Below are 14,232 nucleotides of genomic sequence, written 5' to 3'. Positions count from 1 at the left end.
GAACGATAAATGAGCAAACGGCGGCGGCCCCCAGGCCGCCTCGAAAGTGCGGCGACGCTGCCGAGATCAGCGCACGAGTTCGTGAATGGTTTCGCCTGGTCGACGCATGAAGCGGGTGAAATCAGTGGCCATCTCGCGATTGATCGGGCGCTTCGCCTGAAGGAAGTGGTGGACGTCTGCTTCGTGGGCGATGGCATTTCTTCTTCTTACTACCTCGTAGAGAAATACACGCACGGTCGCTTCGTCTTCTCCCATCGCCGACGCGATTTTCTTCCACTTGCGCTTCTCGTGCCAGATGTAGCTGAGTCCGTCGACGACCTTGTCCGGGTGCTGGAAAGACATTGCACGCAGTTTGTCGCGAATGGTTTGAGAGAAGATGTTGCTCCGGGGAGCGTCTTCAACTCCTTTCAATTGGGCAACGACACCGAGTGGAATCGGCTCGTCGAGATACTTTGGCGTGGAGGTTCGGTTGCCGGAGTAGATATCGATAATCCCGATGTGAATGATGTCGTGCATGAGTTTGTCGAACGCGCTGACAGAACAGACGATCTTCGAACGAAGCAGATCGTCGAGACTCTTCTGTCCCCGCATGTTCTCCACCAGGAAGTCATAGAACGCTGCGAAGGCTTCAACGTCGTCCATATTGGATCGAAAGGCGGCGAGCGCATCATGCATGGTTCAGTAGCGAGGTGAGGTCTGCGGCGACGGATTCAAGTTGGATGCGAAGATGGTCGCGTTGCATCTTTCCATGTGCTATCGATGCGCCAAGCGCGTCGATGTCTGAATCGGAAAGCGCAAAAGCCGGGATGCCAACTTCCAGCGACCTCCTGTGGAGTTCGCTGTCATCCTCGATTTCACCAAGACGGAACCCCTCCGTCAGTAGACTGGGCGGATACTGCTCTGGTGGGAAAGTCATTCCCTTTGTCGACAGATGGGGAACAAAGTCGTTGGAAATTGCGTATCTGATTTTCTCGACATCCTCTGACGCTGGCCTTTTTATCGACCCGGTGTAATCGACCAGTGGGCGGTGCAATATTCCGCCAAACTTCGGTGTCCCGCGGCCCAACGGGTATGCCGTTCTTGCGAAAGCTCCCATCGAATTTTTCTTCCAGCTGATCCATCGGGCGAGCACGTATTTCAGCGTGTGCAGCGTTTTCACCGCGAAAGGATCGGGTGTGACGGGGACAACGAAAACATCGCTATGCATAAAGAGGTTCGCACTGACGCCACCGAACCCGGCCGGGACATTGATCAAGGTGAAGTCGATGTCGTATTTCCGTTCGCACAAGGAAATCAAATGGTGGAAAGCACCCGGTGTGTTCTCCATCGACTCGAATCTTGCATCGGCATCCTGCACAAGCGTGAGTTGGAAGTCGCATTCCGCCAGATTGGCGTGACCCGGCAATAGGCGCAAATTGGGAGACTCGGGCGGCGCAGGGCAGTCGATTTCGCGAATGAGAAAGGCGTCCAGCTCGAATGCCGCACGCGTTGCATCTTTCAGATTGTGACGACATGTGGTTTCCGCCCGGTAATGCTCGTCAAAACCCTCCCGCAGAACAAGGCTGGTCAAATCGCATTTCGGGTCGGCATCGACGAGCAGAACGCGGTAATTCTCGGCCAGCAGCCAGCCCAGGTGATAAATGAAGCTGGTAATGCTAATGCCGGCGGTGTAGTTGATCGGTACTAGACGCTTCGCCATAGTCGTCTCCTGCATGGATGTGCCAGGAAGTACGACGGGATGCCCGTCGAACGTTTCCGAATGGTGTTTGAGCCGAGGTTGTCGTGATCGGGGGTAGGTCATGTCGAAGTGTGGTCTGCGAAACGGATGCACAGTCTCGCAAGAATCCCCAAGGGCCACTGACACTCGAAGAGACACAGGCACATCGGAATCGCATAGCTTTCAATGGCTTAGCGAAACCCGATCGGACCCATTTATCCGACGTTCCCCAAGTCTTGCGCGTCGCCCGCGCAAAGCCGCATCCCAAACCCCAAAGCGCATCGAACGGTTTGCTACACTTGCCGCCTGTCGAAGTCACTCTCTCGGGGCGTCAATGATTGGCCGCATCTCCGGCACGCTGCTGGAAAAGAATCCGCCGCACATCCTGGTCGACTGCCAGGGCGTGGGCTACGAAATCTCGGTGCCGATGAGCACTTTCTTCAACCTGCCGAACGTCGGCGAGCGTGTCACGCTGCTCACGCAGTTCATCGTGCGCGAAGACGCGCAACTGCTGTTCGGCTTCGGCTCGCCAGACGAGCGCAACACTTTCCGCGAACTGCTCAAGATCTCGGGCGTCGGTGCACGCACGGCGCTGGCGATTCTGTCGGGCATGAGTGTTGCCGACATCGCGCAGGCCGTGACGCTCCAGGAGTCGGGGCGTCTGACCAAGATCCCCGGCATCGGCAAGAAGACCGCCGAGCGGCTGCTGCTCGAACTCAAAGGCAAGCTCGGTGCGCAACTCGGCACCGTGGCCGGAGCGGCCGTGCCGCACGACCACAAGAGCGACGTCGTCAACGCACTGCTTGCGCTCGGCTATTCCGACAAGGAAGCGCTGGCCGCAGTCAAATCCGTGCCCGACGGCACGACGGTGTCCGATGGCATCAAGCACGCGCTCAAGTCGCTCTCGAAGGCCTGAGACGGCCTGAGCTTCCTGCGAGTGGATACGCAGTCATGTTGCGCGAACGCGCGACAAACGTGGGACGGTAGCGAGGAGACGGTATGCAACTGCGATGGCTCGAAGACTTCGTCGAACTGGCCCGCACGCGCAGCTTCACGCGGGCGGCGGAGAACCGGTTCGTCACGCATCCGGCGTTCGGTCGACGTATTCGCGCGTTGGAGGAGTGGGTCGGCACGCGACTCGTCGAGCGCAGCAAGCCGCTCGAACTGACGGCGGCGGGCACGGTGTTTCTCGACGCCGCCACCAATGCGCTCGATATTCTTCACAGCGCCCGTACGCAGTTGCAGGACGCCGCGCCCACGCTCGAAAACAACCTGCGGATCGCCACCGGACGTACGCTCGCCGCCACGTTCTTCCCCGATTGGTACGACGAAACCGTCTCGCGCATCGGCTTCTTTACCGCCACGCTGTCGACGGGCGGCGCAGAGGAAGCCATCCTGCGACTTGCGGCCGGTGAAGTCGATCTGCTCATCGTCTACTCCAGTGCGCACACGCGTCTTCTCATCGACCAGGAGCGATTCGACTGGTTGAGCGTGGCGCGCGAAGTGCTGGTGCCGGTCAGTGCGCTCGATGCCAAGGGCCGCGCCAGATACCGGCTCGCAGCCGGTCCGGCGTCGATACCGTGGCTGGCGTTCACCCGGACATTGACGCTGCGGGCGGTGCTCGCGCGCCATCTGGCCGAGATGCCGAATCGTCCGACGCTCAAGCCCGTCTATCAGGCGGATTCCTACGAAGCGATTCTCGCGATGGCGCGACGCGGCGCCGGCATCGCCTGGCTACCGCAACGTCTCGTGGCCGACGACGTTGCGCGCGGCACGCTCGCCATCGTGGGTGGCAAGGAATGGCAGATCGGGTTCGACATCGCGCTCTATCGGCGACGGCACCAGCCGCACCCCGTGCTCGACGCCATCTGGGAGGCCGCGAAGCTGGCTGCCGGGGACGACGTCTGACGTTCAGGATGAAACGGGAAGGGCAGGGAAAGCCGGGGAGCAGATCAGGCCGTCACGTGGGCGCCGGAGCGCGCCACGTGAGGTAAAGCGTCGAGATACTGGTGTGTCGGCGAAGGCACTGCTCGAAAGTTCCTACCTTCGAGTCCGCACCTCCGCCGTCAGCATCAATGTTCGTGATGCAGGTACTTTGCCTGACGCGGCAGGCGCAGGCTCACCAGGAACGCCAGCACCATCATGCCGGTGACGTACCAGTAGAACGTCGGCTCCATGCCCGCTTTCTTCAGGCCGAGCGCCACGTATTCAGCCGAGCCGCCGAAGATGGCGTTGGCGACTGCATAGGCCAGGCCCACGCCCAGCGCGCGCACTTCGATCGGGAACATCTCGGCCTTCACGATACCGCTGATCGACGTATAGAAGCTCACGATAGCCAGCGCCAGGCAGATCAGCACGAACGCGCTCGTCGGGCTTTGCACCGTCTTGAGCGCCGTGAGGATCGGCACCGTGCAAATCGCACCGAGGCCGGCGAACAACAGCATGTTGTTGCGACGGCCGATCTTGTCCGAGAGCATGCCGAAGATCGGTTGCATGCACATATAGACGAACAGGCAGCCCGTCATGATGTAGCTCGCCGTCTTGATCGGCATACCGGCCGTGTTCACCAGATACTTCTGCATGTAGGTGGTGAACGTGTAGAAGATCAGCGACCCGCCGGCGGTGTAGCCGAGCACCGTGAAGAACGCGGCCTTGTGGTGACGGAACAGACCGGCAATCGACCCGGCGTCGCGGTTGTTACGGCTCGTGCTCGTCGACGTTTCATGCAGCGTGCGACGCAGCATCAGCGCCACCACTGCCGTGATCGCCCCGACCACGAACGGGATACGCCAGCCCCAGGCCTTGAGTTCGGCTTCGCTGAGTAACTGCTGAAGAATCACGACCACGAGCACGGCGAGCAACTGGCCGCCGATGAGCGTTACGTACTGGAACGACGAGAAGAAGCCGCGGCGGCCCTTGAGCGCCACTTCACTCATGTACGTCGCCGTCGTGCCGTATTCCCCACCGACCGACAGGCCTTGCAGCAGACGCGCGAGCAGCAGCAGCGCCGGGGCCCAGTTACCGATGCTGGCGTAAGTCGGCAGTGCCGCGATCAGCAGCGAGCCGAAGCACATCATCATCACGGAGATGACCATCGAGTTCTTGCGGCCGTTACGGTCGGCAATGCGGCCGAAGATCCAGCCGCCGATGGGACGCATCAGGAAGCCGGCCGCGAAGACGCCGGCAGTGTTGAGCAGTTGGGCCGTCGGGTCCGAACTCGGGAAGAACGCCGGCGCGAAGTAGATCGCGCAGAAGGCATAGATGTAAAAGTCGAACCACTCGACCAGATTCCCCGACGACGCGGCCACGATCGCGAAAACGCGCTTGCGGACTTCTTCGGGAGTGGGGGGCGGGTTGCTGATTCCTGCGTTGGCTGTCGCTGTCTCTCTCATTTCTACTGGCGATGGGGGCATCGCATTGATAACTACGTTTGCAACATGACGCTGATGCGCTTGCTCGCCTCGCAGGTCCTTCACATGCGAGGGAACAAGCGAATCGCGTCGCGGGGGCGGGCCAACTATAGCGGTTGTCAGCGGGGGCAGACAATGCCCGCGTGACAGATCGATTATTGTGAATATCGCAACAATCGATCGAATTGTTGCGTCGCAGCATGGTGATGACGCCCGCCCGGCGGACGTTTGCGTGAGACGACGAGCGTTTCGGCTAACGGGACGAGGCACGCGAAATACACCGGAAATTCGAGAAATATTCTTTCGGGTGGGACGTTGCCCGGGCAGGTTTGAGCGCTTCCTGGAGGCTTATGCTCCGTCGCCGCGTGCATTTCTTCCGGACATTCATAAGCTTTTCGATAACAAATGCTTAGCCGCGCTCGGGGTGGCCGGTAGCATGAAATGCATGCACTGGTCTACCAACCCGATCACGGACGCCTCGCCCATTGCCCCCGTCTGCACCTGATCCTGAGTGCGGCGGTGGGCGCTGGTTCTGCACGCGTTCGGCCTCCCACCAGCGGGCGGCTTCGCGTTGTGCGTCGCTGCCGTCGGCGTTGAAGCACGGGAAGAATGGCTCGCCGTATTCTCCGATGCCCGTGTGCCAGTCGATCAGACCGATGCGCTGTGCCTGCCAATTCGCGCTCGACAATCGTCTGCAACGTCACGTTCGACCACTCGCGTGAGCGTCCGCCGTAAATGAGGCCGTCGGCGTGCGTGTACTGACCGCTCGCGGGCGTGTTGAAGCGGGCGTCGGGGCCATGTTCGGCGCGGAACGCATCGACGGCGCATGCGCCGTACCCAACCGCGCTACGTCGACCGTCAGATCACTGCCGTCCGGCGCTTTGGCGCTCGGATGCACATAAGTGCTCAGGTCCGCGCCTGCGCGGTCAGCCGCGCTGCGAAAGCGTTGACGTGCGTCGGCATAGTCGACGCCGAACGCCTGCCACCATGTCGGTTGCGTGCTCACGGTGTGTCCCCTTCGACGAACTGAAGCGCCACGTGGAAGCCGTCGGCGGCGGCCACGAGCACGGAGCCGTCGTCGAGCGTCGTCCACGGCACGCCGTTCTCGCGCAGCGTGGCTTGCGTCTGCGAGAGGGAGCGCGTGCGCAGCATGAGCGCGACGCTGCGCTCGCTGCCGTCGTCCGTCGTTTCGACCTTGCCGAAGCGTTGCGCGGCTTCGATGGACGTGACGAAGTGCACGCGAGCGCGCCCTGCGGTGAACGCATACCCCGTCTCGCCGGCGGCGGTGAGGATGCCGGGACCGAAGACGCGATCGTAGAGCGCAGCGGTGACCGCGGGATTCGGCGACGCGATCACGAAGCCGACGATGTCCGTCGCGCCGTTCGGATGATCGCGCCATTCGTCGCGCCAGACATGCTCGGGCGTGAAGTGATGGCAGAAGAACGTGCGGCCATTGCGCACGAGTTCGGTGGCCAGCCGCACGGTGCGAAAGCGGGCGTCTTGCGTGGTGCCGTCCGGCAGACGCACCGGGCGGAAGAATTCGGCGGGCGTTTCCAAGCCGATGCCGCGGTCCTGCAACGTCGCGTAAAGGCCGTGCGAATCCTGCGTCTTGAAGACGAGACCCGTCAGGCCGAGCGGCGCTTGCGTGACGTCGGGACGTGCGGTGGACTTGCCCGCCTCGAAGCCGAGCAGTTCGAGATAGTTTTCCCCGAAGATCGCCAGATGGTTGCTGGTGCCGAGCGAGTGATGACCGCGCTCGGTCAGGGCGAAGCCCAGACGGCGGTACGTATCGACGGACGCTTCAAGCTCGCCTTTGACGTTGATGACGACGTGATCGAGCACCGGTGCGGGAAGCTGACTCATACCTGATCTCCAGAATGTTGACGTGGGAACGAAACGATGGAGGCAGGGTACACAAAGGAGGACGCAAGCGGTGCAAGCGCGACGGCGGCGGCAAGGCACACGCCCGGAACAGAACGACTGGACACGATAGCTCCCGACAGAGAAAGGACGACGCGTCCATTCTAGAAGCGTGCCGCTGTGCGCCCAACGGATGCTTTTTGCTTTGCTTAGTGCTGGGCGTGCGGGGCGTGCGGTCGTGAGGCCCTCACGTGCGCCAAGGGCCGAATGTCGGACGCTCAGCCTTGCTTTACGGGCTTTCTCACTCGATGAGACGGTGCTTTCGAGGCAGATTTCGGGTCTGCGGCGCCGCGCATCTCCAGGTGCTCGACGAGATGGTCGGAGAACGCCTTGACCTTCGCGGTGAGCTCACGCCGTGAAGGATAGACCAGATAGAGACCGGCTTGCGTATCTCTGGTATCGCCGCTGTTGAACGGCAGGTTGAGCAGCCTTCCGTTCGCGACGTCGTCGTCGCAGGTATGCGCGGGCAGCACCGCCGCCCCGGCACCATGCAACGCCAACTGCCTGAGCAGGGCGAAGCTGTTCGTCGCAACGGCGTAATCGGGTTGTGGCGGGTGCGGCGGTTGCGGTGAGATGCGCGCGGTCGAACGCGACAATGCCGGCGACCCCGCGCGCGGGCGGAAGATGAGTTGCGGGATGTCGTGCGTGGCGCTCGGCGTGTCGTCCTTGCCGACGCGCTTGCCGCGCGACTTGCCGAGCGCCGGGCTGGCGAAGCGCGCGAAGCCGAACGTGGCGATGCGTCGCGCAATGACGTGATCCCCGCCGGGGTTGCCGCCGCGAATCGCCATGTCGAGATTGTCGTCGACGAAATCGCTCACGCTGTCGTCAACCAGCACGTCGAAGCGAACGCGGGGATGCATGACTCGAAACCTCGTGATGGCAACGCTCAGTGCATCGAACGGGAAGTCGAACGGCACGCCGATGCGCAGGGAACCCGTCAATGCCCGATTGGCCGATGCACTGGCGGCGCCAGCCTGCTCAGCGTCGCGTAACGCCTGAATCGCGGGCGCCGTGCGTTCGAAATAATCGCGGCCATCGTCGGTGAGCGCGATGCGGCGTGTCGTGCGACGCAGCAGGACAACGCCCAGATGGGCTTCCAGCGAGGCCACGCGGGCGCTCACCGTCGAGCGGGGAATATCGAGGGCGCGCGCCGCTGCGGAGAACGAGCCGCGTTCGACCACGATCACGAACGCCAGCGTTCCATTGAGATCCATCGAGATTGATTGTCCATTTGATTGGCAAGTCCTGCCAATTTTAGACGTCTTTTCTCGCAAGTGAGAGATCGCCAGAATGAAGGCATTCCCCCTGACACGAAGGAGCCTTCCGTTTCATGCAATCCGAATTCAATCCGCACCTCGATACGGTGTCGTTCGCCAACATGGATGTCCGCCTCATCGCGGGCGTGCACGATCGTGGCGAGCATCATGAGCGTGACCTCACGATCATGGATATGACCGTCAATCCGCAGGGGGGCGCGCCGATGCATCGTTCGCTCGATGAAGAGAAGACGTTCGTGCTCACGCATGGACGTCTGCGTTTTACCGTCGGTGACATGACGCGGGAAGTGATGGCGGGCGACGTGGTGAATGTCGCGAAGGGCGATGTGCACGGCTTCGTCAACGAACAACCGACGATCGCGCGCATGTTGCTCGTGTCGACGCCGGCCTGTCACGACGCATTCTTCCGCGCCATGGCGGCGCTGCCCGTGCCGCACGACCCGCAGGCTGTGCGCGAGGTATGTCAGACGTTCCGTCAGGAGATCGTGGGTCTGTGAGGTGACGTCAGTCAGCGAGCCGGTCCCGGGTTGGATGCCGGTCCGGTGCGCTGACTTTTTCGCGACGTACCGCGATCAGCGGTCGAAGGGTACCTCGGCAGCACGCAGGCGTCGCATGGCGCTGTCGAGGTGAGCGCGAGCGCTGTGCGGATCGCCTGCGCGCATCTCGGCGGCGGTGCGTCGAGCGATGGCCTCCGGCACCGCACGAAGCTCGCGCCCCGTGCTCATCGCCTTGCACTGCACTTCGCAGGCGCGCTCCAGATAGTAGAGGTCGTCCCACGCCTCGGCGATGTTGGGCCCGGCCACCATCACCCCGTGATGCTTCATGAAGACGATGTCCGCGTCGCCCATGGCGGCGGCAATGCGGTCGCCTTCCTCGTTGCCCAGCGCGAGCCCGTTGTAGTCGGTATCGACGACGGTGCGCCCGTAGAACTTGAGCGCTGTCTGTCCCGCCCACACGAGAGGGTCGCCTTCACTCATCGCGAGTGCGGTCGCCCAGGGCATATGCGTATGAAACGCCGCGCGCACGCGCGGGTTCGCCTTGTGCAATCGGGCATGGATGTAGAACGCCGTGGCTTCGGGAACACCGTCGCCCGCGACGACGTGCCCTTCGACATCGCACACGAGCAAGCTCGATGCCGTGACCTCTTCGAACGCCAGCCCGAAAGGATTGACGAGGAACCAGCGGTCGCTGCCCGGCAGCATCGCCGAGAAGTGATTGCAGATGCCTTCCTCGAAGCCGTGCATGGCGGCGAGCCGGAAGCATGCCGCGAGTTCTTCGCGGGCAGTACGTACGGCGGGTGAGTCGAGATCGACGTCGTGGTCGAGGCGACGCGAGGTGTCGCCCGCGTTCAGTGAGAGCGTATGCGCCATGTCAGTCTCCACGTGAGCGACGGCACGCTTGCGCCTGCCGTCGCATCCGGTGATTGCGAGTCTTCTGCATCGTTTTCCGAGTAGCTTCCGGATTGGCTTCCCGATTACCAGCCGAACGCGTCGAACAACGGTACCACGGCATCGAGCGTGGCGATGGTCGCGTCCGGCGTGTAGTCGGGCAGCGGACGACGGCCCGTGCCGCGATCCACCCAGACACAGCGAAAACCGATGTCGCGCGCGGCCGCATGATCGAGATGCGGGCTTGCGCAGATGTGGACGACCTCGTCCTTCGTCACGCCAAGCTGCTCGTGGGCGTAGTCGAAAAGACGCCGGTTCGGTTTGTATGCGCCGGCCTGCTGCGCGGTGATGACGCGATCGATATGCCCGCCCAACTGCGCGACGTTGCCCGCGATGATGTCATCGTCGGTATTGGAGACGATGCACAGGCGGTAGCCGCGCGCCCCCAGCGCCGCGAGCGTCGGCACGACTTCGGGGAACGGCGGCATCGCGGAGATGTTGCCCGTCAGCACTTCGATGTCCTGCGGCGAGGCTTGCAGCCCCAGATCCTGCAACGCGAGGCGCAGCCCAACGCCTGCAACTTCACGGAACGCGCGATGGGGCGGCGTTTGTTCGAGCGCGTGTTCGTGGTGATCGAACGTCGAGATGAGATCGGCCGTGCCGATGTTGTGCCCCGGCTTGCTTTGCAGAATGCGGGTGACGGCGTCGCGCAGGCCCTCGTCCCACTGAATGAGGGTGCCGTAGCAGTCGAAGGTGAGCCACTGCGGGCGCGGGCTGTTTTTCAGCGATTCGGAGGGTTGCGACATGTCGTGTCTCCTGTGTCTTCATGACGAGGAAATGGATGGGATGCCGTCAGCGTAGTCGTATCGCTGCATATTCCAAAATTAAATTAAAATGTGACACTTATCGAATATGTAAATATGGTGCTGCCATGCTGGATCTCGGCCTGCTCAAGACCCTCGTTGCCGTTGTGGACGAAGGCAGTTTCACGCGCGCAGCGGAACGGGTGCATCGCACGCAGTCGACCGTGAGTCAGCAGATCCGGCGGCTGGAGGACGACGTCGGCCGCCAGTTGCTCATGCGCGACCGCTCCGGTGTGAACGTCACCCCGACGCTCCACGGCGAACTGCTCGCCCAGTACGCACGCAAGCTGTTGGCGCTCTCGATGGAAGCCGTCGATGCGATGGAAAACGACAGCCGGGTATCGACGGTGCGTGTCGGGCTGCCGGAAGACATCGACGCTCGCCGCATGGCCGAGATGCTGTCGCGCTTCGTGCAGAGCCACGGCGACATTCGTCTGGAGATCGTGGCGGGGATGAGCACCGATTTGCGCGAGCGTCTGAGTGCGGGCGATCTGGAACTTGCGCTTGTGAAGCGCGAGCCGGGGCAGGGCGACTGTCTGATGGCGTGGCCCGAGACGCTGGTCTGGGCGATGGGAAGCCATGCCGACGCTGACGACATGGTGCATGCCCCCGTGCCGCTGGCGCTGTTTCCCCAGGGCTGCATTTACCGGCAGCGGGCGATCCGGAGTCTGGATGCGGCGCAGCGTCCGTGGCGCATGGCCTTTGGCAGCCACAGCCTCACGGGCATTCAGGCGGCGGTGTCATCCGGTCTCGGGGTGTCGGTGTTGCCCGAGACCGTGTTGTTGCCGGATCACCGGGTCTGCGAGGCGTTGCCGCCACCGCCGCCGTCGGAAATCGCGTTGGTGGATGGCGGTGGCCCGGCATCGGCGTCGCGTCGTGCGCTGGCGGACTTTCTCGCCGTGACGGTGGGCGAGACGTTGGGCGTCGTGTCGGCCAGCGCCTGATCGACACCACATCGGGGAACGTTCAGGAGGAGCGTGATACCTGGGCGGCGCGTGTCTCGCGGGCCTCGGCGCGTCCCATGCTCAGGTGCACGGCCAACGCGCACAGCACGGCGAAGACACCCGCGCCGAGGAATGCGCCGCTGAAGCCGCTCGCGTAAGCGTTGCGCCCGGCGTCGAGCAGCGCCTGACTCAGCGTCGCCGGATACAGATGCAGCGCCTGCGTGAAATCACCGGCGGAGATCGCGTCGGCAAAGTCCATGCGTGTGGCGACGTCACCCTGCGTGGCGCCCACCAGCGCCGGAACATGCGCGGCGACGCTGCGATGCACGCCCGCGCTCAGCACCGCGCCCAGTGCGGTGTATCCGAGCAGAATGCCGGAGAAGCGGAACGTCGTACTGATGCCCGACGCCATCCCCGCCCGGTCCCGCGCAATCGTCCCCATGATGGCCTTCTGAGTCTCGCCGTTGAGCAGACCGCCACCGCTGCCGAGCACGAACATCGCCACCATCAGCGGTAATGCCGAATGCCCGAATCCTTGCGCCGAGACGTACGCCATCGCGGCATTACCCAGACCCGTCAGTGTCAGCCCCAGCACGAGAATCCGATGGGACGGCAGATGCGACGAGAGTCGTTTGCCGACCTGTGGCAGCAACAGCATCGCGACCGCGAACGGCAGCATGGCGATGCCGGCACCCAGCACGGTCTCACCGCGCGCGTTCTGAAGGAATTGCGGCAGCAGCGAGGCCATGACCTGCGCGCACGCGGCGTAAGAAAACATGGCAAGCGTGGCCCCTGCGAACGGCCACGAGCGGAACAGCGACAGGTCGAGCATGGGATGCGCGCGCGAGCGCTCCACGGCCGCGAAGATCGCAAAGAGGATGGCCCCGGCGGCGATGCGCGTCAGAATGCCGGGGCTGCTCCAGCCGGCGGCGGGCGCGGCGATCAACGCCCACGTCACACAAAACATCGCACTCGCGAAGAGCGCGATGCCGGGCACGTCGATACGGCGTTGTCCCTCGGCTTTCGACTCGGGCACGATACGCACGACCGCCAGCCCGAGCAAGGCGCAGATCGGTGCGTTGACGTGGAACGCCCAGCGCCATCCGAGCGTATCGCCGATCACGCCGCCGATGAGCGGAGAGAGCACCATCGTCAGTCCCATCACCATGCCCCACAGCCCCCACGCGCGGGCACGGGCCTCTTTCTCATGGAAGCCGTGGCCGATGATGGCGAGCGCGGGCGCCAGCAGGAACGCAGCCCCGATGCCTTGTGCGGCGCGAGCGAGATAGAGCCACTGTGCCGTCGGCGCAAGACCGCAGGCGAGCGACGCGAGCGCGAAGCCGGTAATGCCGCAGAGGAATACGCGGCGTCGGCCGAAGCGGTCTGCGATGGACCCGGCGGGCAGGAGCAGCGCGGCGAAGCACAGCACATACGCGCCGATGACCCACTGCACTTCGGCGAAGCTCGCGTGCAGTTGCGCCGAGATGGTCGGCAGCACGACGCCGACGACGTTGGTGTCGAGCACCGTCATGGCGCAGCCGGTCGAGGCGGTGAGCAGGAGCGCGAGGCTGCCCGTCGACGAAGACGGGGTGTCGGGTGAGCCAGTTTGAAGTTGCGTTGTCATGTCGATATTCGCAAGGGCGAGTGTGTCGAAGCGTGTGTGCATTCGATCACGCGAGGGGGCGACGCGTCATTGCCGGGCGTCGGCAAACTTATTAGGTTGAACCTAATGAAACGAACAATGACGCCCGGAGCGCCGCGCGGTAGCATGGCTGACAACCTGTAACAAACTGTGGGGATTCCGGTGGAATTACGGCACTTTCGCTACTTCGTGACGTTGGCGCAGACGCTGCATTTCGGGCGCGCGGCGCAGGCGCTGGACATCGCCGCCCCCACGCTGACCGTCCAGATTCAGGACATCGAACGCATGCTGGGGGTGCAGTTGTTCGCGCGAAGCCGTCGCGACGTGCGTCTCACGCCCGCTGGCGAGATGTTCCTGCTCGAAGCGAAGCAGGTGCTCGCTCAGGCCGAGCACGCCGTGCAGGCGGGGCAGCGCGCCGGACGCGGCGAGACGGGGCGCATCGAGATCGGTTACATCGGCTCGGCGGTGTTCTCGGGCGTCTTGCAGACGCAACTCGCTGCCTTCCGGCAGGCGTGGCCGGGGGTGATCGTGACCGCGAAGGAGGTGTCGCAGCACGAGTCGCCGGCGATGCTCGTGGACAACCGTCTTGACGTCGCGCTGGTCCGCATGCCGATCAACCTGCATAACCGGCATCGTGCACACGTCCTGTTCCGGGACAGTTTCTGCGTGGCGTTGCCTGCGGGACACTCGCTGGCGAATCAGTCGGGCGCGGTGGACGCCGAATCGCTGGACGGCGAGCGTTTCATCAATCCAGAGCAGACGCTGGGGACGTTCGAAGTGGCGCGTCGCGGCGGATTCACGCCGATCATCGGTTCCGCGCCGGGATCGTTGATCGCGGTCTTGACGGCGGTGGCGTTAGGCGAGGGCGTGGCCATCGTGCCCGACGTGCTCGTCGGCGCGACGGCGATCCCCGGCGTGGTCTTCAAGTCGTTGGCGGGTCCACCGATTCATTCTGAAATCTCCGCCATCTTTCGCAGCTTCGAGCCGTCGCTGGCCGTGACGAAACTCATCTCGCAGATTACGCGCACGGCAGCGGTCACGTCGTACGCCTTGTTCGATCAGTGAGTGTCG

Annotated in this window: 14 protein-coding genes and 1 pseudogene; 5 read left to right on the top strand and 10 right to left on the bottom strand. The window is 63.3% G+C overall.

Annotated elements, in window-relative coordinates:
• Positions 1-66 precede the first annotated feature (66 nt).
• Both PCA20602_RS24735 and PCA20602_RS24730 read right to left on the bottom strand, forming a co-directional pair.
• Positions 67-675: a hypothetical protein gene (locus PCA20602_RS24735; protein ID WP_174981583.1), complete on the bottom strand. Its 609-nt coding sequence runs from the start codon at positions 673-675 to the stop codon at positions 67-69.
• The gene (locus tag PCA20602_RS24730) at positions 668-1,699 is read right to left on the bottom strand and encodes a ParA family protein (RefSeq protein WP_174981580.1); all 1,032 of its coding nucleotides are present in this window, start codon (positions 1,697-1,699) and stop codon (positions 668-670) included. Before PCA20602_RS24730 ends, PCA20602_RS24735 begins: the two co-directional genes overlap by 8 nt.
• A gap of 352 nt (positions 1,700-2,051) precedes the next feature.
• Here PCA20602_RS24730 and ruvA point away from each other — a divergent pair, with 352 nt between their 5' ends.
• Positions 2,052-2,633 carry a Holliday junction branch migration protein RuvA gene (gene ruvA, locus PCA20602_RS24725; RefSeq protein ID WP_069340224.1) on the top strand — a complete coding sequence of 194 codons (582 nt, stop codon included), beginning with the start codon at positions 2,052-2,054 and terminating at the stop codon, positions 2,631-2,633.
• A gap of 83 nt (positions 2,634-2,716) precedes the next feature.
• Positions 2,717-3,625, top strand: coding sequence for a LysR family transcriptional regulator (locus tag PCA20602_RS24720; protein ID WP_150723448.1), 909 nt, complete (start codon positions 2,717-2,719; stop codon positions 3,623-3,625).
• A gap of 164 nt (positions 3,626-3,789) precedes the next feature.
• Here the strand turns inward: PCA20602_RS24720 and PCA20602_RS24715 are convergent, their stop codons facing one another.
• The 5 genes and pseudogenes from PCA20602_RS24715 to PCA20602_RS24700 all read right to left on the bottom strand — a co-directional run bounded on the left by PCA20602_RS24715 (position 3,790) and on the right by PCA20602_RS24700 (position 8,261).
• Positions 3,790-5,109, bottom strand: a complete 1,320-nt coding sequence (locus PCA20602_RS24715; protein ID WP_150723447.1) for an MFS family transporter — start codon at positions 5,107-5,109, stop codon at positions 3,790-3,792.
• A 427-nt stretch (positions 5,110-5,536) separates the two neighbouring features.
• Positions 5,537-5,891, bottom strand: a pseudogene (locus PCA20602_RS26130) (DUF2817 domain-containing protein); the annotation flags it as partial.
• A complete protein-coding gene (locus PCA20602_RS26125; RefSeq protein WP_246182331.1) occupies positions 5,828-6,133 on the bottom strand; it encodes a DUF2817 domain-containing protein in 306 nt (101 codons plus the stop codon). The pseudogene PCA20602_RS26130 and the gene PCA20602_RS26125, both read right to left, overlap by 64 nt.
• Positions 6,130-6,990, bottom strand: a complete 861-nt coding sequence (locus PCA20602_RS24705; RefSeq protein WP_150723446.1) for a VOC family protein — start codon at positions 6,988-6,990, stop codon at positions 6,130-6,132. Before PCA20602_RS24705 ends, PCA20602_RS26125 begins: the two co-directional genes overlap by 4 nt.
• 275 nt (positions 6,991-7,265) lie before the next feature.
• Positions 7,266-8,261 carry a LysR family transcriptional regulator gene (locus PCA20602_RS24700; RefSeq protein WP_150723445.1) on the bottom strand — a complete coding sequence of 332 codons (996 nt, stop codon included), beginning with the start codon at positions 8,259-8,261 and terminating at the stop codon, positions 7,266-7,268.
• 116 nt (positions 8,262-8,377) lie between these two features.
• On the opposite strand from PCA20602_RS24700, the gene PCA20602_RS24695 reads away from it, so the two are divergent.
• A complete protein-coding gene (locus tag PCA20602_RS24695) occupies positions 8,378-8,821 on the top strand; it encodes a cupin domain-containing protein (protein WP_150723444.1) in 444 nt (147 codons plus the stop codon).
• A gap of 75 nt (positions 8,822-8,896) precedes the next feature.
• Here PCA20602_RS24695 and PCA20602_RS24690 read toward each other — a convergent pair whose 3' ends face one another.
• Positions 8,897-9,694 (bottom strand): aldolase, encoded by a 798-nt coding sequence (locus PCA20602_RS24690; RefSeq protein ID WP_150723443.1) that lies wholly within the window; start codon positions 9,692-9,694, stop codon positions 8,897-8,899.
• A gap of 104 nt (positions 9,695-9,798) precedes the next feature.
• Complete coding sequence (locus tag PCA20602_RS24685) at positions 9,799-10,518, bottom strand: haloacid dehalogenase type II (protein ID WP_150723442.1); 720 nt, start codon at positions 10,516-10,518, stop codon at positions 9,799-9,801.
• A 125-nt stretch (positions 10,519-10,643) separates the two neighbouring features.
• Between PCA20602_RS24685 and PCA20602_RS24680 the strand changes: the two genes are divergently transcribed.
• Positions 10,644-11,519 carry a LysR substrate-binding domain-containing protein gene (locus PCA20602_RS24680; protein ID WP_150723441.1) on the top strand — a complete coding sequence of 292 codons (876 nt, stop codon included), beginning with the start codon at positions 10,644-10,646 and terminating at the stop codon, positions 11,517-11,519.
• A 22-nt stretch (positions 11,520-11,541) separates the two neighbouring features.
• Here the strand turns inward: PCA20602_RS24680 and PCA20602_RS24675 are convergent, their stop codons facing one another.
• A complete protein-coding gene (locus PCA20602_RS24675; RefSeq protein ID WP_150723440.1) occupies positions 11,542-13,143 on the bottom strand; it encodes an MFS transporter in 1,602 nt (533 codons plus the stop codon).
• A gap of 180 nt (positions 13,144-13,323) precedes the next feature.
• Here PCA20602_RS24675 and PCA20602_RS24670 point away from each other — a divergent pair, with 180 nt between their 5' ends.
• Positions 13,324-14,226: a LysR family transcriptional regulator gene (locus tag PCA20602_RS24670; RefSeq protein WP_150723439.1), complete on the top strand. Its 903-nt coding sequence runs from the start codon at positions 13,324-13,326 to the stop codon at positions 14,224-14,226.
• Positions 14,227-14,232: the final 6 nt, after the last annotated feature.

The sequence above is a fragment of the Pandoraea capi genome, from assembly GCF_902459735.1.
Classification (GTDB): domain Bacteria; phylum Pseudomonadota; class Gammaproteobacteria; order Burkholderiales; family Burkholderiaceae; genus Pandoraea; species Pandoraea capi.
This window is presented reverse-complemented; position numbering and strand designations above follow the sequence as displayed.